Source organism: Nonomuraea helvata (assembly GCF_039535785.1).
Classification (GTDB): Bacteria; Actinomycetota; Actinomycetes; order Streptosporangiales; family Streptosporangiaceae; genus Nonomuraea; species Nonomuraea helvata.
The window spans coordinates 2,823,292-2,847,887 of the sequence record NZ_BAAAXV010000001.1 but is presented as its reverse complement, the minus strand read 5'-3'; the positions used below and the strand labels follow the sequence as shown (position 1 = coordinate 2,847,887).

Here is a 24,596-nt window from a genome sequence, read left to right as displayed (position 1 = left end):
TCACCCCTCCAGCTTCACGAGCGTGTCCAGCACCGACTGCGGCGTCGGCGCGGTGATCTCGGTGACCAGCTCGCCGTCGCGCAGGAAGACCACGCGGTCGGCGTACGAGGCGGCCACCGGGTCGTGCGTGACCATGACGATGGTCTGGCCCAGCTCGCGTACGGAGGCGCGCAGGAAGGACAGGACCTCGGCGCCGCTGCGGGAGTCGAGGTTGCCCGTCGGCTCGTCCGCGAAGATCACCTGAGGCTTGCTGATCAGCGCCCTGGCCACGGCCACCCGCTGCTGCTGGCCGCCCGACAGCTCGGCCGGCCTGTGCGAGAGCCGGTCCTTCAGGCCCACGGTCTCGATGACCCGCTCGAACAGCGGCTGGTCCGCCTGACGGGCGGCGATGTCGAGGGGCAGGCGGATGTTCTGCTCGGCGGTGAGCGTGGGCAGCAGGTTGAACGCCTGGAAGACGAACCCGATCCGCTCGCGCCGCAGCAGCGTGAGCTGCCGGTCGCTCAGCCCGGTGAGCTCCACGTCGCCGATGTGCACGGTGCCCGACGTGGCGGTGTCGAGCCCGGCCAGGCAGTGCATCAGCGTGGACTTGCCCGAGCCCGACGGGCCCATGATGGCGGTGAACGCGCCCGTGGCGAAGGACACGTTCACCGCGTGGAGGGCGTGCACCTGGGCGTCGCCCTGGCCGTACACCTTGGTGAGATCTCTGGCCACCACGGCGGGCGGGGCTTGCGTGAGCGTCACATTCATGCGCATCACGCTAGGAGTGGAAAGTTCGGGATTTATGGGCCTTGTGGATGGACTTTGTGTAGGCCTCTGGATGACCCCGGTCAGACTTTCGGTCGACGCGACGGCACGATCAGCCCGGCCTCGTACGCGTACACCACCACCTGGGCCCGGTCCCGCAGCCCCAGCTTGGCCAGCACCCGCCCCAGGTGCGTCTTCACCGTCGCCTCCGCCACCTCCAGGCCGCTCGCGATCTCGGCGTTGGACCGGCCGCGCGCCACCATGAGGAGCACCTCGCGCTCGCGTGGCGTCAGGTCGGCCCCCGGCACCGGCTCGTCCGTCGGCAACTGCGCGGCGAACCTGTCCAGCATCCGCCTTAAGGTGCTCGGCGACACCACGGCGTCGCCCGCGTGCACGACCCTGATCGCGCTGACCAGGTCGGCCGGTGGCACGTCCTTCAGCAGGAACCCGGCCGCACCCGCCTTGACCGCCGCGAACGCGTACTCGTCGAGGTCGAACGTGGTCAGGATCAGCACCTTCGGCCCGTTGATGTGCCTGGTGGCCTCGACGCCGTCCATGTTCGGCATGCGCACGTCCATGAGCACGACGTCCACCTCGGTGGTCTCGAGCTTCTCCAGCGCCGACAGCCCGTCCCCGGCCTCCGCCACCACCTCGATGTCCGGCTGGGCCGCCAGCACCATCCTGAACCCGGCCCGCAGCAGCTCCTGGTCGTCGACGAGCATCACCCGAATCACCTTGCCGCCTCCTCTACGCCGCGTTGACCATGGGCAGCCTGGCCAGCACCTCGAAGCCGCCGCTCTGGCGAGGGGCCGCCGAGATGGCGCCGCCGTACATGCCGACCCGCTCGCGCATGCCGATCAGGCCGTGGCCGTCGGGGCTCCTGGGCGCCGCCGCGCCCCTGCCGTCGTCGGTCACGCGCACGACCAGCTCGGGGCCGCTGTAGTCGATCTCCACGACCGCCCGTACGCCGGGGCCGCCGTGTTTGAGCGCGTTCGTCAGCGCCTCCTGGACGATGCGGTAGACCGCGAGCTGCTGGCCCTCGGGCAGGTCGCGCGGGAACCCGGCGACCTCGAGCCGGGCGGGCACGGCCGAGCCACGTACCAGCTCCTCGAGCTGTCCGAGCCCGGGCTGCGGGGTGTAGTCGATGGTCGTGGCCTCGTCCTCGCGCAGGACGCCGACCAGCCTGCGCATCTCGGCGAGGGCCGCGCGGCCCGTCTTGGAGATCGCCTTGACGGCCAGGCGGGCCTGCTCCGGGTCGGTGTCGAGGGCGTAGCCCGCCCCGTCGGCCTGCACCACCATGACGCTGACGTTGTGGGCCACGACGTCGTGCAGCTCCCTGGCGATCCTGGCGCGCTCGGCCGCCGCGGCCATCCTGGCTTGCTGGTCGCGCTCGCGTTCGGCCCGCTCGGCGCGCTCCTCCAGTCCTTCGAGGTAGCGCCTGCGCGTGTTGGCGTACAGGCCGGTCAGCCAGATCGTCACCACGAAGATCGAGCCGCTGAAGAACATGCCGAACGTGGGCGTGTCCCAGTTGACCAGCGCCAGGAACACCCCCAGCTCCGCCACCAGGCACGCGGCCAGCGCCCAGCGGAACGAGCACCGGTAGGCCACGGCCCAGAGCGCGACGAGCACCGCGAGGTTGGCGGGCAGCGGAGCGACCTGCAGCACCCACTGGCCGAAGCTGACCAGTGAGACGACGGCGAACGAGGCGATCGGGCGGTCCCGCCACAGCAGCGGCAGCAGCAGCGCCGCCGACAGGGCCAGATATCCGGCCACGCTGAGGTGCGTGCTGGTGCTGCCCACCGGCGGCTGCATGCTCGCGTACGGGATCGCCAGGATCGCGCAGAGCGCGGCGAGCGGCAGCACCCGGAGGGTGGCCGCCGGCTTCTCATGGCGCCTCGACCACGCCCGTACCCTGCCGAACACACCCTAACGATATGTACCTCCATCTGACCTTTGTTCCGCCTGGAGGTGGAAGTGCGACTACGACCCAGGTCTTACATGACGCGGGGCAGGGCCGGGTCTTACGCCGGTCTTACGGTGATTTGGGCATTCTGGTTCCTGGGAGCGCCCCTCTAGCGGGCGAGTAAAGGGAGATCGTGATGGCGGATCATGATCGCGAAGCCGGGTCGCGCGGTGAAGAGGAAGCACCGCGCGACCCTGCCCCAGATCCTCGGCGCCCCCCGACCCCACCTTCAGCATGGCCCCCGAGCCCTTGCCGACGCGCACCGGCTAGGCGGAGCTAACGGCGGACGTGCAGGCGGACCACGGTGCCCGCGTCGTCGTTGCGGATCTCGCGGCGGATCCTGCCGACGATCTCCTGGTCCAGCTTGCCCACCACCGCGCCCACATCCGCCGACGACGGACAGGTGAGGCCGATGCGCAGGCCGTCCTCGCCGACCCGCACGTGCGCCCTGCCCAGCCCCTCCACGTTCTTCAGCCCGACGAACAGCATGGCGGTGCCCGTGCCGTTCGGCACGCGGCGGCGGCCCCAGCCGAGGCTGAGCAGCAGCCAGCGGAGCGAGAACAGGGCCAGCAGCATCAGGCTCAGGGCCAGCGACCACAGGGTCCAGGGCTCGTCGAGCACCTTGCGGGCCTGGGCGGGCAGAACCTTCGCGGTGGGCGGCAGGTCGAAGAAGCGGTCGTGGCCGCGCAGCCAGGCGTAGACGCCCAGGCTCAGCAGCGTCCCGCCCACGACGGCCAGGCCTGTGCGGTTGCCTGTGTACTGCCGCATCTACCGCCCCTTCCTGCGCAGCCGGACCACGACCTCGCCCGTGCCCAGCGTGCCCACGCCTGCGAGCCGGTCGCCCACCGCCGTGCCGATCTGCCTGAGCATGGCGCCCGAACTCTCCGACTCCGTCACGACGGTGACCTCGATGGTGCGGCGGCGCAGCCGTACCCGGGCCTTCTTCACCCCCGCCACCTGCTGGGCGGCCGCGCGTAGCGTGCGGCGCAGGCCCGAGCGGGTGATGCCGATGACGATCAGCGGGTCGGCTGTCTCCACCGGCACCAGCCCGGAGCGGCCCGGTACGAGCGCCAGCAGCAGCATCAGCAGGCCCGCCCCCACCGTGACCAGGGCGGCGGTGGACAGCTCCGGCCAGGTGGTCTTGCCTGCGAGGTCCACGAGGTCGTTCACGGGCACCCAGCCGAGCGGGTGGCCGAGCAGCCCCGACACCACCTCGGCCGCCGTCGCCCCCAAGCCGGCGGCCAGCGCGAGCGCGACGAAGGCTCCAGGAAGGGTACGCGCCGGCCTGAGCGCCCTTCTCGCCCTGCGCAGCCCGGTCTGCCGCGTCGTGATGGCGGCGGCGCCGGGCGCTGTCTGCTGAAGCGTGGTCATCACAACGACAGACGTACATGGGTGGCGCGTGACCGGAACCGCGCCCTCGCCGTCCGTTTGCCCGAACATTACGGGGACGGGCAGTAATGCGAACGGCGCTCATATTCACTTGCCGGATATGCCGTTAGGCTGCTCATATGGACGACCGCCAGCGCTACGACCGCGCCACAGCGGTCCTCGAACCACCGCTCGCGATCCTCGATCTTGAGGCGATGCGGGCCAACGCGGCGGACCTGGTGCGGCGGGCGGCCGGCAAGCCGATCCGGGTGGCGAGCAAGTCGGTACGCAGCCGCCCCGTGCTCGAACGCATCCTGGCCATGGACGGCTTCCAGGGCATCATGGCCTTCACACTCCCCGAGGCCCTGTGGCTGGCCTCCCAGGGCTTCACCGACCTCCTGGTGGCGTACCCGACGGCCGACCGGCACGCGCTCGCCGAGCTGGCCGGGGACTCCGACGCGGCCAGGCACATCACCGTGACCATCGACTCGCTCGCCCACCTGGACTTCATCGAGGCGGCCGTGGCGGGAGTGCACTCTCGGGCCGAAATCCGGATATGTATCGACATCGATGCCGGATATGTCGCCTTTGGTGGGAAGTTTCGGGCGGGGGCTCTCCGTTCGCCGATTCGCGAGCCCGAGGAGGCCGCCGACCTGGCCGCCGCCGTCGCCAAGCGCCCCGGGTTCAGGCTGGCCGGGCTCCTGGCGTACGAGGCGCAGATCGCCGGAGTCGGCGACGCCCCGCCCGCGAACGCCGCCTACAGCCGCGCCATCCGCATCATGCAGGCCCGCTCCGCCAGGGACCTCGTCTTCAGGCGCGGCCGCATCGTGAACGCCGTCCGCCAGGTCGCCGACCTCGAGTTCGTCAACGGCGGCGGCACCGGATCGGTCGAGCGCACCGTGCGGGAGAAGGCCATCACGGAAGTGGCGGCCGGATCCGGCTTCTTCCATCCGAGGCTGTTCGACTTCTACCGCCGCTTCACCGGGCACCCGGCCGCGCTGTTCGCCCTTCCAGTGGTACGCCGCCCGGGCCCTGACACGGTGACCGTGCTCGGCGGCGGCTACCTGGCCTCGGGCGCCCCGGGGCCGAGCCGCCTGCCCCAGCCGTACCTGCCCGCCGGGCTCCGCTACGCGCCTGACGAGGGAGCGGGAGAGGTGCAGACCCCGCTGCTCGGCCAGGCGGCCGAGGACCTGCGGATCGGGGACAGGGTGTGGTTCAGGCATGCCAAGGCGGGTGAGCTGTGCGAGCGCTTCGACACGCTCCACCTCATCGACGGCGACACCCTGGTGGAGTCGGTGCCCACCTACCGGGGCGAGGGCCGGACCTTCCTCTGACCGCCCCGGTCCCGGCGGGTCAGCGGCGGTTGCGGCGGCGCCAGAGCATGATGGCCGCCCCCACGACCAGCACGGCCCCGACCCCGATCAGCACCGGTGCCAGGTCGGGCCGCTCTTCCTCCCACACCTGGTCAGTGTCGTCGCCGTAGGCGGCCGGCCGCGGCGTCACTCCCAGCGCGTCGCCCACGGACACCACGAAGTTCGTGGCCCGGGTCTTGACGTCGGCCACCGTGCGCTCGGCGACCCGCTTGGGGCTCACCCGGTCGGCAATGGCGTCAACCGTCTGCGCCAACTCCGCGCGCGTCCGCGCGATCCGCCGCTCCAGCTCGTCGGGATCGGTGTCAGCCATGTCTCTCCTCTCGACCGTACGCGGGGCCGCGCCCGCTCCGCGTGCCGTGCGAGCTCCGTCCGTTCTGGTCGTGATCAGTCTGTCAGGTCGGCACGCCGTACGGCACGGCGGCCAGGCCGGTAAGTTGGCGGGAAGGAACTCAGGAGGGCACATTGACCGAAACCAAGCTCGCGCCCGGCGACGCCGCGCCCGAGTTCACGCTACCCGCCGCCGACGGCACCGCTGTTTCCCTTGACGCCTACCGCGGCAAGCGGGTGATCCTCTATTTCTACCCCGCCGCGATGACGCCCGGCTGCACCAAGCAGGCCTGCGACTTCCGCGACAGCCTCGACCAGCTGACCGCCGAGGGTTTCGTCGTCCTCGGCGTGTCGAAGGACAAGCCGGCGAAGCTGGTCAAGTTCACCGAGCGCGACGCCCTGACCTTCCCGCTGCTGTCCGACCCCGACCTGGCCGTGCACCAGGCGTACGGGGCGTACGGCACGAAGAAGCTCTACGGCAAGGAGGTCGTGGGGGTCATCCGCTCGACGTTCGTCATCGACGCGGACGGGAAGGTCGAGCAGGCACTCTACAACGTCAAGGCCACGGGTCACGTGGCCTCGTTGAAGAAGAAGCTCGGCCTGAGCTGACCACTGCCCGCGGGTCCTCCCTCGAGGGCCCGCGTCTCACAATGAATGCGTCAATTGTCCTGATATGGAAATTCCTTTTTCCTGTGGAAATGTCAGCGGCGTTTTCTAGACTTGCCCCGTGGCAGCGTATATCAAGTATTCCCGAGAATTGCTCGCCGAGGCCGCGGTCAAGTCTCGCAGCGTCGCCGATGTGCTCCGTCACCTGGGCATCAAGTGGACGGGCGGCAGTCACGCTCACATCAGTCGGCGGCTGAAGCACTTCGACATTGACACGTCCCACTTCGTCGGCCAGGCTCACGGTAAGGGGCGGCGTTCCCTTACTCTCCGCCCGTACCAGCAGGTTCTGGCGCTCCGGCCGCCCGGCTCTATCCGAGAGAAGGCACCCGCGCTTCGCCGTGCAATGTGCGAGGCCGGGATCCCGTACACTTGCGTAGGCTGTAGAATCGGTGACACGTGGCAGGGAAGGCCGCTGACGCTCCACGTCGACCACATCAACGGTGACTGGCTCGACAATCGCGTGGAGAATCTACGCTTCCTATGTCCGAATTGCCATTCCCAGACCGAAAACTATGCGGGCAAGGGGAAGGCGAAAAAGGGGTCGTAGCCCAATGGCAGAGGCGCAGTCTTTAGGTGGCTGTTAGTGTGGGTTCGAATCCCACCGGCCCTACAAATATGAGTTCCCGCGCCACGCTGTTCATTGTGCGTATGGGCTGCCGCAACGTCAGCCAACGATGCCCCACTCGGCGGCAAACTCGTCGCGGGTGAACGTTCGCACCTGGCCCGGGTCGGCCGCGTTGTCCATGATGGCGCGCATGGCCTGCTGACGCCCTACCTCTCGACGCAGCCGCCGGACCTCGGCTTTCAGCGCCTCGTATTCGTCACGAGGTATGGTGACGACCTTGTCGTGGTGATGCGACGTCATGCTCTCACGTTACCTGCTCGCTCTGACATTCCCAGAGGTATCGGTAAGGTCCACGGCCACCCGCAGTCGCCGACCGTCAGCACTCGATCACGTTGACGGCGAGGCCGCCGCGTGACGTCTCCTTGTACTTGTCCAGCATGTCCCGCCCCGTGTCCCGCATCGTCTTGATGGCCTTGTCCAGGGCCACGAAGTGGCGGCCGTCACCGCGCAGGGCGATCCGGGCGGCCGTGATGGCCTTGTTGGAGGCCACCGCGTTCCGCTCGATGCACGGGATCTGGACCAGGCCGCCGATCGGGTCGCAGGTCAGGCCCAGGTTGTGCTCGATGCCGATCTCGGCGGCGTTCTCCACCTGTTCGGGTGTGCCTCCGAGGACCTCCGTGAGGGCGGCCGAGGCCATCGAGCAGGCCGAGCCGACCTCGCCCTGGCAGCCCACCTCGGCGCCCGAGATCGAGGCGTTCTCCTTGAACAGCACGCCGATCGCGCCGGCCGTCAGCAGGAAGCGCACCACGCCCTCCTCGTCCGCGCGTGGCACGAAGCGGGTGTAGTACGTCAGGACGGCCGGGATGATGCCGGCGGCGCCGTTGGTGGGGGCGGTGACGATGCGGCCCCCGGCGGCGTTCTCCTCGTTGACCGCCAGCGCGAAGAGCGTCACCCAGTCCATGGCCTGCAGCGGGTCCTTCTCGGGCGGCTCGGACTGCAGGCGGCGGTGGAGCTGGTTGGCGCGGCGCTTGACCTTGAGGCCGCCGGGCAGGACGCCCTCCTTGGAGATGCCGCGGTGCACGCACTCCGACATGACCTGCCAGAGCCGCAGCAGGCCGGCGCGGATCTCCTCCTCGGTGCGGCCGAACGCCTTCTCGTTCTCGAGCATGAGGGCCGAGATGGACAGGCCCGTGTTGGAGCAGTGCTTGAGCAGCTCCTCACCGGTGGTGAAGGGGTAGGGCAGGACGGTGTCGTCCGGCTTGATGCGGTCGGCGCCGGTGGCCTTCTCGTCCACGACGAAGCCGCCGCCGACCGAGAAGTAGACCTTCTCTCTCAGCTTCTCGCCATCGGCCGTGTACGCGGTGAAGCGCATGCCGTTCGGGTGCTCGGGCAGCGAGATCTTGCGTTCGAAGACGAGGTGCTCGCCCACGACGAAGGGGATCTCTTGCGTCCCGTACAGCTTGACCGTGCCGGACTCGCGCATCTCGGCCAGCCGGCCGTCGATGGAGTCGACGTCCACCAGCTCGGGCTTCTCGCCGGAGAGGCCGAGCAGGACCGCCTTGTCGCTGCCGTGGCCCTTGCCGGTCAGGCCGAGCGAGCCGTACAGGATGGCCTCGACGCGGGCGACCTGCGGGAGCAGGTCGTCCTCGTGCAGCCCGCGGGCGAACTTGTGCGCGGCCGCCATCGGGCCTCCCGTGTGGGAGCTCGACGGGCCGATGCCGATCTTGAAGAGGTCGAAGACGCTGATCGCCATTGATGAGCGCTGCCTTTCGTACGGTGCCGGGGCCCGGGATCGGGCCCCGGCGAACAGGTCAGGACTCGCCTGAGGTGAGTGCCTTGTACTCCTCGGCGGAGAGCACGTCTTCGGCCTCGCCCTCGACGCGCACCCGGAACATCCAGCCATCGCCGTACGGGTCGCTGTTGACCAGGCTGGGGTCGTCCACGACGACCTGGTTCACCTCGACGATCTCCCCGCCGACGGGGGTGTAGATCTCGTTCACCGACTTGGTGGACTCCACCTCGCCGACCGAGTCGCCCGCCTCGACGGTGGAGCCGACCTCGGGGAGCTGCACGAAGACGACGTCACCAAGGGACTCGGCGGCGAAGGCCGTGACGCCGACGGTCACGGTGAGGCCGTCGTCGAGGCCCGCCACCCACTCGTGCTCCTTGGTGTAGCTCAGGTCGTCAGGGATGTTGCTCACTTGTTCCTCCTGTAGAAGGGCAGCTCAACCAGGTCCATAGGTTCTTGGCTGCCCCGGATGTCCACGGCCAGGCCTGATTCGACGCCCGCGTCCACGTAGGCCATCGCGATGGGCTTTCCCAGGGTCTGGGAGGGCGCACCGCTGGTGACCTCGCCGACGACGGCGCCGTCCTTGGTGACCGGGTAGCCGTGGCGCGGCACCCGGCGTCCCCGCGCGACCAGGCCGACGAGACGGCGCCGCGGCGTGTCGTCCTTGACCGCCTCGAGCGCCGACCTGCCGACGAAGTCGCCCGGCTTGTCGAATTTCACCACCTTGCCCAGCCCCGCGTCGAACGGGGTCAGTCCGACGCCGAGTTCGTTGCCGTACAGCGGCATGCCCGCCTCGAGCCTGAGCGTGTCGCGGGCGGACAGGCCGGCGGGCTTGAGGCCGTGCGGCTCGCCCGCCGCCATGAGCGCGTGCCAGAGCGGCACCGCGTCCTGGTTGGCGACGAACAGCTCGAACCCGTCCTCGCCGGTGTAACCGGTGCGGGCGATGAGCGCCTGCCGCCCGTCGACGACGCCGGGCAGGCCCGCGTAGTACTTGAGGCCGTCGAGGTCGGCGTCGGTGAGCGTGGCGAGGATCTCCTGGGCTCGGGGTCCCTGTACGGCGATCAGCGCGTACTGGTCCGAGCGATCCTCGACCACCACGTCGTACGCCTTCGACCGCTCTTTCAGCTCATTTCCGACTTTTTCGTAGTTAGAGGCGTTTGCTACGACCATGAACTCCTCGTCGCCCAGCCGGTAGACGATGAGGTCGTCGAGCACCCCGCCGCGCTCGTTCACGATCATGGTGTACCTGGCCCGCCCGGGCGCCAACGCCGACAGGTGGCCGACCAGCGCGTAGTCGAGGGCCTCGCCCGCCTGCGGCCCGGTCAGGAAGATCTCGCCCATGTGCGAGAGGTCGAACAGCCCGGCCGCCTGCCGGACGGCGTTGTGCTCCGCGGACTCGCTCCCGTACCGGAGCGGCATGAGCCACCCCGCGAAGTCGGTGAGCATGGCGCCGAGGCTCTCGTGAACGTCTCGTAGCGGTGTGGGTCGGGACATTTGTCGCACCTCTGGACAGGATCGGATGCCAGCATCCTCCCCCTCTGTCATCGATGCCTGAGAGCTTCGCCCGAGTTTTGCCGGACTTTCACCTTCGGCGAGGCCACGCAGGCCTGCTTTCCAGAGGTCACCACATACCGCGCGGTCCTTTGCCTTGAGAGGTTTGCGGGGAGGGCTTGCTCCTTCAGGGACCCTGACCGGCTGTCAGGGTGCTCTCCCGCACGGTTTTGCCGGTGATGTTCGTCAGCCTAGTGCGGTGATGGGGGTGTTGTCGCGTTCCGGCCTCTCACGAACCGCTCTGGCGAATGGTGGCTTCCGTCCGGTCGCCGTGGACCCTGCGGTCAGCAGGCGGCGACGAGGGCCTCGAAGAGTGCGCAGTCCTCGGCGGCCTCCGGGTGCCACTGCACGGCCACGGCGAAGGGGGCCGAGTCCAGCTCGACCGCCTCGATCGTGCCGTCGTCGGCGGTGGCGCCGACCGTGAGGCCGGGTGCGAGGCGGTCGATGGCCTGGTGGTGGTAGTGGGGGACCGTCACGGGCTCGGTGCCCAGCGCCTTGGCCACGCGGGTGCCGGGCACGGCGGTGACGGGCAGCGGGCCGAAGCGGCCGGGCGCGGGGGAGTGGCCCGGGTGCCCGACCACGTCGGGCAGGTGCTGGTGGAGGCTGCCTCCGAGGGCGACGTTGAGCACCTGGAGGCCGCGGCAGATGCCCAGGTACGGCAGGCCCGCGTCGAGGGCCGCACCGATCAGGGCAAACTCCGCCTCATCACGAAATTTCCGGATATAGCCGGTGTGATCCCCGGGCGGCTCGCCGTACCTCGCCGGGTCGATGTCCCCGCCACCCGCCAGGACGAGCCCGTCCAGGCGGCCCACCACCTGCGCGGGCTCGCCGGCGGGCGGCAGCACGACCGGCTGCCCGCCGGCGCGTACGACCTGCTCCACGTACATGTACGGCAGGAGCGCCACGGTCATGTCCGCCCAGACCGTGAAGTTCGCCGGCTCGACGTACGACGTGATGCCGATGACGGGACGCTGCACGATGATCCCCCAGAGCTAGAGCGGCGTGACGTACGCGCCGGAGATGCCGCCGTCCACCAGGAACTCGCTGCCCGTGATGAACGACGCGTCGTCGCTGGCCAGGAACGCCACCGCCGCCGCGATCTCCGACGCCTCGGCGAAGCGCCCGACGGGGATGTGCACCAGCCGCCGCTGCGCCCGCTCCGGGTCCTTGGCGAACAGCTCCTGCAGCAGCGGCGTGTTCACCGGCCCGGGGCAGAGCGCGTTCACCCTGATGCCCTCCCTGGCGAACTGCACGCCCAGCTCGCGCGTCATCGCGAGCACCCCGCCCTTGGAGGCCGTGTACGAGATCTGCGAGGTCGCCGAGCCCATGACCGCCACGAAGGACGCGGTGTTGATGATCGAGCCCTTGCCCTGCTGCCGCATGTACGGGATGACGTGCTTGCAGCAGAGGTAGACGCTGGTCAGGTTCACCTCCTGGACCCGGCGCCAGGCGTCGATGCCGGTCTCCAGGATGGAGTCGTCGTCGGGGGGCGAGATGCCCGCGTTGTTGAAGGCGATGTCCACGCTGCCGTAGGTGTCGAAGGCCGTCCTGAACATCCTGACGACGTCGTCCTCGCTGGTCACGTCGGCCTTGACGAAGAGGCCGCCGACCTCGTTCGCCGCCTTGACGCCCGCCTCCTCGTCGATGTCCACGCAGACGACCTTGGCGCCCTCCTCGGCGAACCTGCGCACGGTGGCCAGCCCGATGCCGCTGCCCGCGCCGGTGATGACCGCCACCCGGTCCTGCAAACGCTGCACTGAATTCACTCCCAGGAGATGAAGACGTTCTTGGTCTCGGTGAACGCCGCCAGGGCGTCGGGGCCGAGTTCCCTGCCGAGCCCGGACTGCTTGAAGCCGCCGAACGGAGTCCAGTAGCGGACCGACGAGTGCGAGTTGACCGACAGGTTGCCCGCCTCGACCGCCCTGGCCACGCGGAGCGCCCGTCCGACGTCCCGGGTCCAGATGGAGCCGCTCAGGCCGTAGGGGGTGTCGTTCGCGATCCGTACGGCCTCGGCCTCGTCCTCGAAGCGCACCACCGACACGACCGGCCCGAAGATCTCCTCGGTGAACGCCGGGTCCGTCACCTCGGGCGTCAGCACGGTCGGCGGGAACCAGTAGCCCTTGCCGTCGGGGCAGGCTCCCTGCAGGTAGGGGGTGCCGCGGACGAAGCCGCGCACGCGGTCGAGGTGTTCGGCGCTGATCAGCGGGCCCATCTCGGTGCTCTCGTCGAGCGGGTCGCCGACCTTGACGCCGCGTACGGCCGTCGCCAGGCGCTCCATGAACGCGTCGTACACCTCTGCCTGGACGAGGAGCCGGGAGCGGGCACAGCAGTCCTGGCCGGAGTTGTCGAAGACGGCGTAGGGGGCGGTGCTCGCGGCCTTGTCGAGATCGGCGTCCGCGAAGACGATGTTCGCGGACTTGCCGCCCAGCTCCAGCGTGACCCGCTTGACGTGCCGCGCGGCCTTGGCGGCGATCTCCTTGCCCACCTCGGTCGAGCCGGTGAACACGATCTTCGCCACGCCGGGGTGCTCCACCAGGCGGGCACCCGCCACCTCCCCTGCCCCAGGCAGAACCTGGAGCACCCCCTCGGGGAGGCCCGCGGCGAGGGCCAGCTCGGCCAGCCTCAGCGCGGTCAGCGGGGTCCACTCGGCCGGTTTGACGATCACCGTGTTGCCGGCCGCGAGCGCTGGGGCCATGCCCCAGGACATGATCATCATAGGGAAGTTCCACGGCACGATGACACCGACGACGCCCAGTGGCTCCTGGAACGTGATGTCCACGCCGCCGGGCACCGGGATCTGCCTGCCGTGATCGCGTTCGGGGGCGCCGGCGTAGAAGTGGAGCACGTCGCGCACGTTGCCGGCCGCCCAGCGGGCGTTGCCGATCGGGTGGCCGGCGTTGACGAGCTCCAGGCGGGCCAGCTCCTCGCCGTGCTCGTCCACCAGGTCCGCGAACCTGCGCAGCAGTCGCGCGCGGTCGCCCGGCGACACCTTACGCCAGCTCTCGTACGCCGTCCTGGCACGCTCCACGGCCCGGTCGACCTCGGCGGCGTCGGCCAGTTCGACGTCGGCCACGACGTCCTCCGTGGCCGGATTAACGATCTTCATGCGCCCCATTCACATCCGCTCGAAACCACGGAAAAGCTCCCAATCGGTCACCGCCGCGTCGAACGCGGCCAGCTCCACCCGCGCGTTGTTCGCGTAGTGCTCGACCACGTCCTCGCCGAACGTCTCGCGCGCCAGCTTCGACCCCTCGAACAGCGCCAGCGCGTCGCGCAGCGTGTGAGGGACGGTCTCGGCGCCGGAGTCGTAGGCGTTGCCCTCGTACGCGTTCTCCAGCGGCAGCTCGTTGTCGATGCCGTGCAGCCCGGCCGCGATCAGCGCGGACACCGCGAGATACGGGTTGACGTCGCCGCCCGGGACCCGGTTCTCGACGCGCAGCGACAGGCCGTGGCCGACCAGCCTCAGCGAGCAGGTGCGGTTGTCCACGCCCCACTTGACGGCCGTGGGCGCGAAGCTGCCGGGGACGTAGCGCTTGTAGGAGTTGATGTTGGGCGCGTACATGAGGGTGAGCTCGCGCAGGCAGGCGAGCTGACCGGCGACGAAGCGGGCGCCGAGCGGGGAGAGCCCGTACGGCCCCTCGCCCGCCATCACCGGATCGCCCTCGCTGCTCCGCAGTGAGATGTGGATGTGGCAGGAATTGCCCTCGCGCTGGTTGGGCTTGGCCATGAAGGTGATCGACTTGCCCTCCTGGGCGGCGATCTCCTTGGCGCCGGTCTTGTAGATGACGTGGTGGTCGCAGGTCCTGAGCGCCTCGTCGTAGCGGAAGGCGATCTCGTGCTGGCCCAGGTTGCATTCGCCCTTGGCGGACTCGACGTAGAGACCGGCGCCTTCCATGCTCCGCCTGATCCGCCTGAGCAGCGGCTCGACGCGGGCGGTGCCGAGGAGCGAGTAGTCGACGTTGTAGAGGTTGGCGGGGGACAGGTCGCGGTAGCCGCGCTTCCACGCGTCCTCGTAGGTGTCCTCGTACACGCAGAACTCCAGCTCGGTGCCCACGTACGCGGCCAGGCCGCGTTCGGCGAGGCGGGCGAGCTGCCTGCGCAGGATCTGCCGGGGCGAGGCGGTCACGTCGCCGCCGCCCTCCCAGCCCAGGTCCGCCATCAGCATCGCGGTCCCCTCGTGCCACGGCACCCTGCGCAACGTCGCCAGGTCCGGCTTCATGACGAAGTCGCCGTAGCCCCGCTCCCAGGACGACATGGCGTACCCGGAGACGGTGTTCATGTCCACGTCCACGGCCAGCAGGTAATTGCAGCCCTCGGAGCCGTGGTGCAGCACCTCGTCGAGGAAATAGCGTGCGGACAGTCTCTTGCCCTGCAACCTGCCCTGCATGTCGGCGATCGCGAGGAGGACGGTGTCGATGCGCCCGGCCGCCACCTCGTCGCGCAGCTCGCTGACGGAAAGGAACCCGGTGCTCGATTCCTCGCTCACGCTATCCCGCTCCGATCTGGGCCGCGGCGCTCTCCGCTGATTGGGCTAGTGTCAGACCATTGAGAAGTATGACCGGATCTCTTGTCAAGACCTGAGGACACGTTGGACGAGTCGGCGCGTTTGATGACGGTGTTACGGCCGGTGCGGGCCGGCAACGCCTTCGAGGAGACCGTGGAACGGCTGCTCCAGGCGATCAAGCTGGGCGTGGTCGCGCCCGGCGACAAGCTGCCGCCCGAGCGCGAGCTGGCCGTCCAGCTCGGCATCAGCAGGGTCACCTTGCGCGAGGCCATCCGCGCCCTGTCGGACGCCGGCTATCTCGACGTGCGCCGTGGCCGCTACGGCGGGGCGTTCGTCACGTACGTGCCGCCCAAGCCCGATCCCGGCGATCTGCGGCAGGTCGTGGCCGAGATGGGCAGGGACGACCTGTCGGACGCGCTCACGTTCCGCCTGGCGGTGGAGTGCGGGGCGGCGCAGGTGCTGGCCGCGTCCGATCTCACGGACGACAAGCGGGACGTGCTCCTCCGCCGCCTGGCGGACCTGAACGCGGCCCCGATCGAGGACTACCGCCGCCTCGACACGGCCTTCCACCTGTCCATCGCCGAGCTGACCGGCTCGACCCTGCTCGCCACGGCGTGCGCCGACGCCCGCTCGCGGGTCAGCGACCTGCTGAACGCGATCCCGATGCTCCAGGTCAACCTCGAGCACGCGGCCGTGCAGCACCAGGCCATCGTGGACGCCGTGCTCGCCGGCGATCCTGAGGCGGCCCGCCGGGCAGTGAGCGAGCATCTGGAGGGCACGGCAGCTCTTTTGCGGGCATTCCTCTCCTGATTCATGGAATGGGCGAACGGCTCGTACCATCTGTTTCTAGAGTCATGGAGCGCTGGTTCGAGCAGAGCATTGTTTCCACAGGACGGCTGCCGCTGTTCTGTTACTTCGTCACGCTCATCGTCGCGTTCATCGCCACCCGCATCAACGTCCGCCTGATCAGGGCGAAGGTCGGCTGGTTCCGCAACGTGAACGTGGGGGAGATGCACATCCACCACGTCGTGTTCGGGGTCGTGCTGATGCTGGTCGGCGGCGTCTCCGGGCTCATCGTCTCCTCCGCCTCGCAGCCCGGCTACGCGGCCGCCGCCTGCATCTTCGGCATCGGGTCCGCGCTCGTGCTGGACGAGTTCGCGCTGATCCTGCACCTGCACGACGTGTACTGGGAGGAGGAGGGGCGCACCTCGGTGGACGCGGTCTTCATCGCGGTCGCCGTCACCGGCCTGCTCCTCATCGGCCTGCGCCCCCTCACCTGGGACTACGGCACGCCGGTCAATCCTGCCGTGCTGATCGTGGCCAATCTCCTGCTGGCCGTCATCACGCTGCTCAAGGGCAAGATCTGGACGGGGATGGCGGGCCTGTTCGTCCCGCCGATGCTGCTGGTGGGAGCGGTACGGCTGGCACGCCCCGACTCCCCGTGGGCCCGCTGGCTCTACGCCAAGCAGTCACCGCGCAAGCTGGCCAAGGCCCTACGGCGGGAGGAGCGGTGGCGGCGACCGGTGATCAAGGCCAAGATCGCCTTCCAGGAGTTCCTCTCCGGGCGTCATGATCTGCCTTCCACGCGGCGTGGCCGTCGGCATACCTGAGCCACGGCGCCTCCTTCAAGGAGCTAGAGGGTGGCGACCGAGCGGAGGGCCAGGCCCGCGCCGAGCAGCATCACCATCGCGGCCGTGCCCACCGGGGCCAGGCCGGAGAGCCGGGCGGCCAGGCGGCGGCCCGCCGAGGCGCGTCGTTCCAGGCGGTCCACGAGCTTGACCAGGAGCAGGCCGGTGACGGTGAGGGTGGCCGCCATGCCGAGGCCGTAGGCGGTCACCAGCGCCACGCCGAACCAGGTGCGGCCGAGCGCGATGGCCCCGAGGAGCACGACGAGGGCCGAGGGGCTGGGGACGAGCCCGCCCGCGATGCCGAGGCCCACCAGGCTTGCCCGTTTTGTCCCTCGTTCGCCCCCGTGCTCGCCCTCATCGCCGTGCCCGTGCCCGTGCCCGTGCCCGTGCCCGTGGCCGTGGAGGTCGGCGTCGGGGCGGCGGCGGGCGTTCAGGAGTAGGCGGAGGCCGATGGCGGCGATCAGGGCGCCGCTGGCCACCCCCAGCCAGGCCAGCACCGACTCGCCCGCCAGCGCCGTGAACACGCTCAGCAGGAGCCCCACCACCAGCACCCCGACCGTGTGCGTGGCCGTCACCGTCGCGCCCACCACGACCGCATCGCGGGGCCGCCCGCGCCGCCCCGCCAGGTACGCGGCCATGATGGTCTTGCCGTGCCCCGGGATCAGCGCGTGCCCGGCCCCGAGCACCACGGCCAGCCCGACCGCCAGCAGCCCGAGCGGGACCGTCAGCGAGTCGGAGCCGATCAGCCCCGTGAACATCCGGTCCAGGGCGCCCAAGGCGTCACCTATCGGGCCTCCGATCCCGCCCGGCGCCGCGCCGCCGGGAGTCCCGGAGGCGGGCAGGCTCGGGCCGGGGGCGACGGTCAGCGTCGCGGTGCGCTGGTCGAGCGGGTTCGCCAGCAGGTCCTCGGGGTACGCGTGCAGCTCCCTGCTCGCGCTCACGGAGGGCACCGAGGAGCGGACCAGCCGCACCCCGTCGCCCACGGCGGTGATCTCGCGCCAGCCGATCCTGTCCTGCTCGAACCCGTCCGTGAACGCCAGGCGGAACCGCAGGGCCCCCGCGGCGCGGACGTCGGCCACGAGCCGGCAGGACAGGCGGCTGGTCCGGAGGCCCCCTTGACCAGGGGCGTACGCGAAGGAGGAACCGGCGACCCGCCACGGCACCGCGCCGCCCGCCACCTCGAGCCGCTGGGCAGCGGCCAGCGCGGCGCAGCGGCGGGCCGCGTACGAGCCGTCCACCTGGGGGCGGGCCTGCAGCGTCGGCAGCTCGGCCAGGTCCACGACGGCGAGGTTGCGTATCTCGGAGGGGAAGATGCGCAGGCCGTTGTAGTGGTTGACGGTGAAGTTGCCCAGCGGGTGGAGCATCACTGGGGCGGCCTGGGCGGCTCCCGTGCCGAGCAGGAGGCTCGCGCAGAGGGACAGCAGGGCGGACAGCAGGCCGAGCCGGACCGGTCTCATGAGAACCTCGCCAATGCGGGAAGCGTCGGGTCGAAGCCGGCGTCCACCTTCACGGGCCGGCCGAGCGCCTGTTCGATCCTGGCGCGGTGGTAGGTCAGCAGCGGGTTCCGCCAGCCGGTGGCGGTGGCCTTCTTCGCGTACGGCAGCGCGTCGGCCGGTCTGCCCGCCTTGAACAGGGCCCAGGCCAGGGCGTCGGCGGCGACGAGGTTCGGGTTGCGGGCGTACTCGGCCCTGGCGTGCTCGACGGCCGACGCCGGGTCCCCGTGGTCGGCCTCGAACTCGGCCCAGGTCAGGTCGTCGCGCACGCCCGCGGCCTGGAACAGTTTGCGCTGCGCCCTGAGCAGCGTCCAGTCGGGGGCCTGGCCCGCTTTGATCCGGGTCTCGCCCTGCTCGATCAGGTACTGGGGGAGCGGCAGGCGTTCGACGACGGTGTCGTACAGGGTCAGCGCCTCGGTCAGGCGGCCGCTCAGCGCGGCGGTCCTGGCCTGGCCCGCGAGCGCCGGCGGGTAGGCTGGGTACGCCTGCAGGGCCTTGGCGTACCAGTCGGCCGCCGTGGCGAGGTCGCCGGAGTGGAGCGCCAGCTCGCCCAGGTAGTAGCGGGCGTAGGCGACGTCGGCGGGGGACCAGGCGTCGTCCTCCGCCATTTCCAGATATTTCCGGGCGCCGGCCAGGTCGCCGCGGAGTTCGGCCGCGTACGAGGCGCGGGCGAACGCGGCCACCCCGGGCCGCAGGTCCATCATCCGGTCCACGGCGCGCCGCGCCCCGCGCAGGTCCCCGAGCTGCGTCCTCGCGTCCGCCAGCACGCCGTAGGCCGCCGCGCCGTACGGGTTGACGCTCACGGCGCGCTCGGCCAGGCGTACCGCGTCGGCGAACTCGTGGCGGCCCGCGGCGAGCGCCGCCTGACCGGTGAGCACCGCGTCGTCACCGGCCCTGAGCTTGGCGGCCGTGGCGATCGCGCCTTCGGCCTTGGTGTAGTACGACGGGTCGCCGGTGATCCTGGCCTGGTCGACGTACTGGGAGGCGAGCTCGGCCCAGCCGCGGTGGTCGCCCGGCAGGCGCCTGAGCCGCTCCTGCAGCGTCTCGGCGGCCGGCGCGGCCTGCGCCACCGGCGCCTCCGATGGCGCCGCCGAGAACGAGAAGATCGTGAAGGCCATGGCCCCGAGAAGGGCCAGTCCGGCGAGTACGGCGAGGGAACGCATGTCCAGGGCTCCAGTGCTGAGGGACCTCAAGGGGTGACGGCCGGCCGGCCGTGACGGGGACCACGGGCGGCCGGCCGTTTGCCGGCGGCAGACGGTGGGAGACGGGAAGTCTGCCGCCTGGGGCGGACCGGCCTGCTTGGAGAGGGAGCAGGCCGGCCAGAGGGTCAGCGCCGGTTCACCGCGACGTTGCTGGGCAGCGGGATGTACGGGAACGACTGGAGGAACGGCTTGTCGTTCCCGTCCACCTTGTCCGTCAGCCCTGGCACGAGCTTGCCGGTCAGCGCGGCGCCGGCCACGGCCTGCAGCGCGATGTCCACGACGTCGTCGGAGAGACGGCGGCCGTTCGGGAACCCCTGCAGGTCACCGGCCAGCACGCCGAGGCGGTTCGGGTCCTTGGCGGGCGGGACCGCCATGTTCAGCCGCAGCATCTCGGAGGGGCGCAGCTTGCCCGCGTCCTTGTTGAGCACCTGCGAGTTCAGGTCGGCCTTGATCGGGCCGTTCTGCTTGGCGATGCCGGTCAGGAAGATCTCGACCAGGTCGTTGCGCGGGGTCGCGGGGGCCTTGATGCCGTAGACGGCCTCGAGCAGCCTGGCCACCTCGGGGTCGGTGACCCGCTTGACCAGCGGCGCCACGTCGGCGTCCTTCTCCGGGGGCAGGGCGTTGAAGGCGTCCTTGAGCCCGGCGGGCGAGACGACCTCGTTCACCAGCGGGTTGCACAGGCGCGAGACCTGGACGTACCTGCTGCCGTTGAACTTGTCGGTCGTGGAGCAGATGCCGATCACGGGGTTGCGCCTGACGTCGCCCTTGAGTGCCAGCTCCTTGGCGGGCACCTGGATGGCCACGGTGTTGACGTTGTAGCCCTTGGCGGTGTCCTGGCCGACCTCGGACAGGTTGCCGCCGTAGAGCAGGTCGAACACGCGCAGGTCGAGGAAGAACGCCTCGTCCGACTGCCCGGCGAACACCTTGCCACCGCCGGGCAGGCTCCTGAGGGACTGGGCGCGCAGGGTGCCGTAGTCGGGCATGGAGGCCGGGCCGACGTTGCTCGGCGCGACGATGCCGTCGCCGACCAGCGTCCTGGTGCCGCCGGGGGTGATCTTCCTGAGCGTGTAGCGCTGGCGGAAGAGCAGGTTCGGGTCGTCGAGCGAGGTGACAGGGCCGTTGTTGTAGAGGAACGTGGTGGTGCCGCGCTTGTCCTCGTTGCGGAACGTCCACTCGTAGGTGATGTCGGGCCGGGCGTCGCCGTCGTTGTCGATCTTTATGTTGTACCGGGACCTCGTGGCGAACGGGTAGAAGTTCGGGCCGCCCTGGGGCTCCTCGAACGGGATCCAGTTCGCCAGCAAGGTCACCGTGTCGGCCTTGTCAGGGCTCACGAACGCGTACACGTCCGTGTTGTCGTGCTGCGGGTCGCCCGCGATCATGGGCGCCTCGCGGTGCGAGGAAGCGATGCCGGAGTCGGTACGGAGCACGGCCAACGACGACGCGGCGACCGCTGCGGCGAGGCCAAGTCCGACTAGAGCGCGCCGGTTGATCCGGAGCTCCATTTTCGGTCCTTTCGAAGGGCTGATCAGGTGTTGCGAGGTTCCGGCCGGGTTCCTCGACGCCCTATTCGTCTGTGGGCGGTCGCCGGATGTCGTCTCCTCCTCAGGAATGAGGGTCAACCAAAGTTGACATACTTAGGTCGTCAATTTAGGTTGACCCTGCCGGGGCGGTGCGGATCCGCCGTTCCGTTCGTTGGAGATAAGTCGGGATATGTCGTGAGAGGAGATGCGGTGGTCAAGGAGTTGCTCGCCTACATCCGCCCGCACCGGAAGATCCTGGTCCTGGGTGGGCTGCTGGGACTGATCGGCTCGGCCGCGGGCCTCGCCATGCCGTTGCTGGCCAAGTACGTGGTGGAGGCGTTCGGCGAGGCAGGATCGGTGGCCGGCCCGCTGTTAGGACTGACCGCGGCGGTGCTGGTCGGCGCGGCCGTGTCGGCCGGGGGGAACTATCTGATGGAGCGCACGGGCGAGGGCATCGTGCTCGGCGCCAGGCGCAGGCTGGTCGACCGGATGCTGCGGCTCAGGGTCGCGGACGTGGACCGGCTCAAGCCGGGCGACCTGCTGTCGCGGGTGACCGGTGACACGACGCTGCTCCGCTCCGTGCTGACCAACGGGATCGTCGAGTCCGTCAGCGCCGCGTTCATGCTGGTCGGGGCCATCGTCATGATGGCGACCATGGACGCCGTGCTGCTGCTGGTCACGCTGCTCGTGGTGGTGGTGGTCGGCGGGCTGGTCGCGCTGATCATGCCGAAGATCCGTCGGGCGCAGATCCAGGCCCAGGAGGCCGTGGGCGAGATGGGCTCCGTGCTGGACCGGGCGCTGCAGGCGTACAGGACCGTGAAGGCCAGCGGCGCGGAAGAGCGGGAGATCGCGGTGGTGGGCGACGCCGCGACGCGAGCCCGCGACAGGGGGCTGCAGGTGGCCGGGTGGACGTCGCTCGCGGGAGTGGCGACGTGGATGTCGGTGCAGATCGCGTTCCTGGCCGTGCTGGCCATCGGCGGGGCCAGGGTCTCCTCGGGGGCGCTCGAGGTGTCGTCGCTGATCGCGTTCCTGCTGTACCTCTTCTACCTCGTGCCGCCGATCGGGCAGCTCGTCCAGGGCGGGGTGCAGCTCCAGCAGGGGCTGGCGGCGATGAAGCGGATCAAGGAGATCGAGGACCTGCCCGCCGAGCCGGCCGGCGCCGCCGTCGCGGGCACCGCGGAACCGGTCGGGGTGACGTTCGAGAACGTCGTCTTCAGGTACGGCGACGACCGGCCGATCGTGCACGACGGAGTCAGCTTCGAGGTGACGCCAGGCGGCCTGACCGCGCTGGTGGGGCCGTCGGGGGCGGGCAAGTCGACGGTGTTCGCGCTGCTCGAACGCTTCTACGACCACCAGGACGGGACGATCGAGATCGGCGGGCGCGACATCCGCGACTGGCCGCTGGGCGAGCTGCGGGCCGCGTTGGGGTACGTCGAGCAGGACGCTCCCGTGCTGGCCGGCACGCTCCGGGAGAACCTGCTCTTCGCCGCCCAGGACGCCACCGAGGAGGAGCTGCGCCGGGCCGTCGCCCGTACCAGGCTCGACGACCTGGTGGCCAGGCTTCCCGAGGGGCTGGAGACGCCGGTCGGGCACCGCGGCGTGCTGCTGTCGGGCGGCGAGCGCCAGCGGGTGGCCATCGCCAGGGCGCTGCTGCGCAAACCCAGGCTGCTGCTGCTCGACGAGGCCACCTCGCAGCTCGACGCGGTCAACGAGCTGCGGCTGCGCGAGGTCATCGCCGAGGTGGCCCAGGAGACCACCGTGCTGGTGATCGCCCACCGGCTGTCCACCGTGACGAACGCGGACCGGATCGTGGTCATGGAAGGCGGTGGCGTACGGGCGGTCGGGACGCACGACTCGCTGGTCGGCGAGGACGAGCTCTATCGGGAGCTGGCCGCCACCCAGTTCTTGGTCAGCTAGGCGTTGTAGGTGCGGACTCCGCTACCTGCAACGGACCGCTGAACGCGGCCCGTTGTAGGTGCAGGCTCCGCTACCTGCAACGGACCGCTGAACGCGGCCCGTTGTAGGTGCAGGCTCCGCTACCTGCAACGGACCGCTGAACGCGGCCCGTTGTAGGTGCAGGCTCCGCTACCTGCAACGGACCGCTGAACGCGGCCCGTTGTACTCTGCGGTGACAAAGATGAATGTTTTCATTCAGGAGGGTCACGATGAGCCGCAGCGTGCGCGCGCCGCGAGGCACGACGATCACCGCCAAGGGATGGCCGCAGGAGGCGGCGCTCCGCATGCTCCAGAACAACCTGGACCCGGAGGTCGCCGAACACCCCGAGCAACTCGTCGTCTACGGCGGCTCGGGCAAGGCGGCGCGTGACTGGGCGTCGTTCGACGCGCTGGTCAGGACGCTGACGACGCTCGAGGGCGACGAGACCCTGCTGGTGCAGTCGGGGCGCCCGGTGGGTGTGTTCCGCACCCACGAGTGGGCGCCCCGGGTGCTCATCGCCAACTCCAACCTGGTGCCCGACTGGGCGAACTGGGAGGAGTTCCGGCGGCTGGAGGCGGCCGGGCTGACCATGTACGGGCAGATGACGGCCGGTTCGTGGATCTACATCGGCACGCAGGGCATCCTGCAGGGCACGTACGAGACGTTTGCGGCGGTGGCCGAGAAGCGCTTCGGGGGTTCGCTGGCTGGGACGATCACGCTGACGGCCGGGCTCGGAGGGATGGGCGGAGCCCAGCCCTTGGCCATCACCATGAACGGCGGGGTGGCCATCTGCATCGACTGCGACCCGCGCTCGGTCGCCCGGCGGATCGAGCACCGCTACCTCGACGTGGAGGCCGCGTCGCTGGACGAGGCGCTGCGGCTGGCGTACGCGGCGCGCGACGCCCGTGAGCCGCTGTCCATCGGGGTCGTGGCGAACGCGGCCGAGGCCGTGCCCGCCCTGCTGGCACGCGGGGCCGAGATCGACATCGTCACCGACCAGACCTCGGCGCACGATCCGCTGATGTACCTGCCGCTGGGGGTCGCCTTCGAGGACATGGCCTCGGAGCGGGACAAGGATCCCGCCGGGTTCACGGAGCGGGCGCGGGCCTCGATGGCGCGGCACGTGGAGGCGATGGTGGGGTTCAAGGACGCGGGGGCGGAGGTCTTCGACTACGGCAACTCCATCCGGGGCGAGGCGCGGCTGGCCGGATACGGGCGGGCCTTCGACTTCCCGGGGTTCGTGCCCGCGTACATCAGGCCGCTGTTCTGCGAGGGCAAGGGGCCGTTCCGGTGGGCGGCGCTGAGTGGCGATCCCGCCGACATCGCCGCCACCGACCGGGCCATCCTGGAGCTCTTCCCCGAGAACGAGGGCCTGTCGCGGTGGATCAGGAAGGCCGGGGAGAAGGTGCACTTCCAGGGGCTGCCGGCGCGGATCTGCTGGCTCGGGTACGGCGAGCGCAACGTCGCCGGGGAGCGCTTCAACGACATGGTGGCCTCCGGTGAGCTGCGGGCGCCCATCGTGATCGGGCGCGACCACCTCGACAGCGGGTCCGTGGCCTCGCCGTACCGCGAGACCGAGGCCATGGCCGACGGCTCCGACGCGATCGCCGACTGGCCGCTGCTCAACGCCATGCTGAACACCGCCTCGGGGGCGGCCTGGGTCTCCATTCACCACGGTGGCGGGGTGGGCATCGGGCGCTCCATCCACGCCGGCCAGGTGACGGTGGCCGACGGGACCGCCCTGGCGGGGGAGAAGCTGAACCGGGTGCTGACCAACGACCCTGGGACGGGGGTCATGCGGCACGTGGACGCGGGGTACGAGGAGGCCGCCGAGGTGGCCGCCACGCGCGGCGTCCGCATCCCGATGCGCGAGTCCTGACGTCGGCCCTGGCCCTTACCCTGGCCCGCCGTCCGCGTCGCGCCGGGCGCCGCCGCACGTCGCCTCCCCGACGCGGCGCCCCGAGAGC

General features: G+C 70.3%; 23 protein-coding genes, 1 tRNA gene and 1 riboswitch. Of the genes, 7 read left to right on the top strand and 17 right to left on the bottom strand.

The genetic code is table 11. From position 1 onward, the window contains the following. The 5 genes from ABD830_RS13200 to ABD830_RS13180 all read right to left on the bottom strand — a co-directional run bounded on the left by ABD830_RS13200 (window position 1) and on the right by ABD830_RS13180 (window position 4,078). Window positions 1-747 (bottom strand): ABC transporter ATP-binding protein, encoded by a 747-nt coding sequence (locus ABD830_RS13200; RefSeq protein ID WP_344987014.1) that lies wholly within the window; start codon window positions 745-747, stop codon window positions 1-3. 80 nt (window positions 748-827) lie between these two features. After that, complete coding sequence (locus tag ABD830_RS13195; RefSeq protein ID WP_344987013.1) at window positions 828-1,478, bottom strand: response regulator; 651 nt, start codon at window positions 1,476-1,478, stop codon at window positions 828-830. 13 nt (window positions 1,479-1,491) lie between these two features. Beyond that, entirely contained in the window at window positions 1,492-2,667 is a 1,176-nt protein-coding gene (locus ABD830_RS13190; protein WP_344987012.1) for a sensor histidine kinase, read from the bottom strand. A 316-nt stretch (window positions 2,668-2,983) separates the two neighbouring features. Continuing rightward, the gene (locus ABD830_RS13185; RefSeq protein ID WP_344987010.1) at window positions 2,984-3,475 is read right to left on the bottom strand and encodes a hypothetical protein; all 492 of its coding nucleotides are present in this window, start codon (window positions 3,473-3,475) and stop codon (window positions 2,984-2,986) included. Beyond that, the gene (locus ABD830_RS13180; protein ID WP_344987008.1) at window positions 3,476-4,078 is read right to left on the bottom strand and encodes a DUF6286 domain-containing protein; all 603 of its coding nucleotides are present in this window, start codon (window positions 4,076-4,078) and stop codon (window positions 3,476-3,478) included. It lies immediately after the preceding gene. Between the two features lie 137 nt (window positions 4,079-4,215). Here ABD830_RS13180 and ABD830_RS13175 point away from each other — a divergent pair, with 137 nt between their 5' ends. After that, a complete protein-coding gene (locus ABD830_RS13175; RefSeq protein WP_344987006.1) occupies window positions 4,216-5,409 on the top strand; it encodes an amino acid deaminase/aldolase in 1,194 nt (397 codons plus the stop codon). 19 nt (window positions 5,410-5,428) lie between these two features. On the opposite strand, the gene ABD830_RS13170 is transcribed toward ABD830_RS13175, so the two are convergent. Further along, a complete protein-coding gene (locus tag ABD830_RS13170) occupies window positions 5,429-5,758 on the bottom strand; it encodes a DUF3618 domain-containing protein (RefSeq protein WP_344987004.1) in 330 nt (109 codons plus the stop codon). Between the two features lie 152 nt (window positions 5,759-5,910). Between ABD830_RS13170 and bcp the strand changes: the two genes are divergently transcribed. Continuing rightward, on the top strand, window positions 5,911-6,384 hold the full coding sequence (gene bcp / locus ABD830_RS13165) for a thioredoxin-dependent thiol peroxidase (protein WP_344987002.1): 474 nt from the start codon (window positions 5,911-5,913) through the stop codon (window positions 6,382-6,384). A gap of 594 nt (window positions 6,385-6,978) precedes the next feature. After that, window positions 6,979-7,051 (top strand) — tRNA-Leu (locus ABD830_RS13160). A 54-nt stretch (window positions 7,052-7,105) separates the two neighbouring features. On the opposite strand, the gene ABD830_RS13155 is transcribed toward ABD830_RS13160, so the two are convergent. The 8 genes from ABD830_RS13155 to ABD830_RS13120 form a co-directional block, all read right to left on the bottom strand. Next, window positions 7,106-7,306 carry a hypothetical protein gene (locus ABD830_RS13155; protein ID WP_344987000.1) on the bottom strand — a complete coding sequence of 67 codons (201 nt, stop codon included), beginning with the start codon at window positions 7,304-7,306 and terminating at the stop codon, window positions 7,106-7,108. A gap of 76 nt (window positions 7,307-7,382) precedes the next feature. After that, window positions 7,383-8,759 carry an L-serine ammonia-lyase gene (locus ABD830_RS13150; RefSeq protein WP_344986998.1) on the bottom strand — a complete coding sequence of 459 codons (1,377 nt, stop codon included), beginning with the start codon at window positions 8,757-8,759 and terminating at the stop codon, window positions 7,383-7,385. 58 nt (window positions 8,760-8,817) lie between these two features. After that, a complete protein-coding gene (gcvH, locus tag ABD830_RS13145; RefSeq protein WP_344986996.1) occupies window positions 8,818-9,207 on the bottom strand; it encodes a glycine cleavage system protein GcvH in 390 nt (129 codons plus the stop codon). Further along, window positions 9,204-10,289, bottom strand: a complete 1,086-nt coding sequence (gcvT, locus tag ABD830_RS13140) for a glycine cleavage system aminomethyltransferase GcvT (RefSeq protein ID WP_344986995.1) — start codon at window positions 10,287-10,289, stop codon at window positions 9,204-9,206. Before gcvT ends, gcvH begins: the two co-directional genes overlap by 4 nt. Before the next feature lie 132 nt (window positions 10,290-10,421). Next, window positions 10,422-10,519, bottom strand: a riboswitch (glycine riboswitch). A 111-nt stretch (window positions 10,520-10,630) separates the two neighbouring features. Beyond that, a complete protein-coding gene (locus tag ABD830_RS13135) occupies window positions 10,631-11,323 on the bottom strand; it encodes a gamma-glutamyl-gamma-aminobutyrate hydrolase family protein (protein WP_344986993.1) in 693 nt (230 codons plus the stop codon). A 15-nt stretch (window positions 11,324-11,338) separates the two neighbouring features. Beyond that, window positions 11,339-12,103 carry a 3-oxoacyl-ACP reductase gene (locus ABD830_RS13130; RefSeq protein ID WP_344986991.1) on the bottom strand — a complete coding sequence of 255 codons (765 nt, stop codon included), beginning with the start codon at window positions 12,101-12,103 and terminating at the stop codon, window positions 11,339-11,341. A gap of 5 nt (window positions 12,104-12,108) precedes the next feature. After that, a complete protein-coding gene (locus ABD830_RS13125) occupies window positions 12,109-13,452 on the bottom strand; it encodes an aldehyde dehydrogenase family protein (protein WP_344986989.1) in 1,344 nt (447 codons plus the stop codon). Window positions 13,453-13,461: 9 nt separating this feature from the next. Further along, entirely contained in the window at window positions 13,462-14,832 is a 1,371-nt protein-coding gene (locus ABD830_RS13120) for a glutamine synthetase family protein (RefSeq protein ID WP_344986987.1), read from the bottom strand. 123 nt (window positions 14,833-14,955) lie between these two features. On the opposite strand from ABD830_RS13120, the gene ABD830_RS13115 reads away from it, so the two are divergent. Next, window positions 14,956-15,660, top strand: a complete 705-nt coding sequence (locus ABD830_RS13115) for a FadR/GntR family transcriptional regulator (protein WP_344986985.1) — start codon at window positions 14,956-14,958, stop codon at window positions 15,658-15,660. Window positions 15,661-15,704: 44 nt separating this feature from the next. Beyond that, the gene (locus ABD830_RS13110) at window positions 15,705-16,460 is read left to right on the top strand and encodes a hypothetical protein (RefSeq protein ID WP_344986984.1); all 756 of its coding nucleotides are present in this window, start codon (window positions 15,705-15,707) and stop codon (window positions 16,458-16,460) included. A 23-nt stretch (window positions 16,461-16,483) separates the two neighbouring features. On the opposite strand, the gene ABD830_RS13105 is transcribed toward ABD830_RS13110, so the two are convergent. The 3 genes from ABD830_RS13105 to ABD830_RS13095 form a co-directional block, all read right to left on the bottom strand. Next, window positions 16,484-17,935 carry a nickel/cobalt transporter gene (locus ABD830_RS13105; RefSeq protein ID WP_344986982.1) on the bottom strand — a complete coding sequence of 484 codons (1,452 nt, stop codon included), beginning with the start codon at window positions 17,933-17,935 and terminating at the stop codon, window positions 16,484-16,486. Further along, window positions 17,932-19,134 (bottom strand): tetratricopeptide repeat protein, encoded by a 1,203-nt coding sequence (locus ABD830_RS13100; protein WP_344986980.1) that lies wholly within the window; start codon window positions 19,132-19,134, stop codon window positions 17,932-17,934. The genes ABD830_RS13105 and ABD830_RS13100 overlap by 4 nt, the downstream gene beginning before the upstream one ends. Before the next feature lie 164 nt (window positions 19,135-19,298). Continuing rightward, window positions 19,299-20,675 carry a DUF4331 domain-containing protein gene (locus tag ABD830_RS13095; RefSeq protein WP_344986978.1) on the bottom strand — a complete coding sequence of 459 codons (1,377 nt, stop codon included), beginning with the start codon at window positions 20,673-20,675 and terminating at the stop codon, window positions 19,299-19,301. A 228-nt stretch (window positions 20,676-20,903) separates the two neighbouring features. Between ABD830_RS13095 and ABD830_RS13090 the strand changes: the two genes are divergently transcribed. Both ABD830_RS13090 and hutU read left to right on the top strand, forming a co-directional pair. Further along, window positions 20,904-22,610, top strand: a complete 1,707-nt coding sequence (locus ABD830_RS13090) for an ABC transporter ATP-binding protein (protein ID WP_344986976.1) — start codon at window positions 20,904-20,906, stop codon at window positions 22,608-22,610. Window positions 22,611-22,858: 248 nt separating this feature from the next. Next, a complete protein-coding gene (gene hutU, locus ABD830_RS13085) occupies window positions 22,859-24,508 on the top strand; it encodes a urocanate hydratase (RefSeq protein ID WP_344986974.1) in 1,650 nt (549 codons plus the stop codon). The last annotated feature ends 88 nt before the right edge of the window (window positions 24,509-24,596 follow it).

Bases quoted from the DNA above. Each gene is read 5' to 3' on its own strand.
- ABD830_RS13095 (WP_344986978.1), bottom strand. From the start codon at position 20,675: ATGGAGCTCCGGATCAACCGGCGCGCTCTAGTCGGACTTGGCCTCGCC.
- ABD830_RS13105 (WP_344986982.1), bottom strand. From the start codon at position 17,935: ATGAGACCGGTCCGGCTCGGCCTGCTGTCCGCCCTGCTGTCCCTCTGC.
- hutU (WP_344986974.1), top strand. From the start codon at position 22,859: ATGAGCCGCAGCGTGCGCGCGCCGCGAGGCACGACGATCACCGCCAAG.
- ABD830_RS13125 (WP_344986989.1), bottom strand. From the start codon at position 13,452: ATGAAGATCGTTAATCCGGCCACGGAGGACGTCGTGGCCGACGTCGAA.
- gcvT (WP_344986995.1), bottom strand. From the start codon at position 10,289: ATGTCCCGACCCACACCGCTACGAGACGTTCACGAGAGCCTCGGCGCC.
- ABD830_RS13100 (WP_344986980.1), bottom strand. From the start codon at position 19,134: ATGCGTTCCCTCGCCGTACTCGCCGGACTGGCCCTTCTCGGGGCCATG.
- ABD830_RS13110 (WP_344986984.1), top strand. From the start codon at position 15,705: ATGGAGCGCTGGTTCGAGCAGAGCATTGTTTCCACAGGACGGCTGCCG.
- ABD830_RS13200 (WP_344987014.1), bottom strand. From the start codon at position 747: ATGAATGTGACGCTCACGCAAGCCCCGCCCGCCGTGGTGGCCAGAGAT.
- ABD830_RS13185 (WP_344987010.1), bottom strand. From the start codon at position 3,475: ATGCGGCAGTACACAGGCAACCGCACAGGCCTGGCCGTCGTGGGCGGG.
- ABD830_RS13150 (WP_344986998.1), bottom strand. From the start codon at position 8,759: ATGGCGATCAGCGTCTTCGACCTCTTCAAGATCGGCATCGGCCCGTCG.
- ABD830_RS13170 (WP_344987004.1), bottom strand. From the start codon at position 5,758: ATGGCTGACACCGATCCCGACGAGCTGGAGCGGCGGATCGCGCGGACG.
- ABD830_RS13175 (WP_344987006.1), top strand. From the start codon at position 4,216: ATGGACGACCGCCAGCGCTACGACCGCGCCACAGCGGTCCTCGAACCA.
- ABD830_RS13180 (WP_344987008.1), bottom strand. From the start codon at position 4,078: ATGACCACGCTTCAGCAGACAGCGCCCGGCGCCGCCGCCATCACGACG.
- ABD830_RS13155 (WP_344987000.1), bottom strand. From the start codon at position 7,306: ATGACGTCGCATCACCACGACAAGGTCGTCACCATACCTCGTGACGAA.
- ABD830_RS13115 (WP_344986985.1), top strand. From the start codon at position 14,956: ATGACGGTGTTACGGCCGGTGCGGGCCGGCAACGCCTTCGAGGAGACC.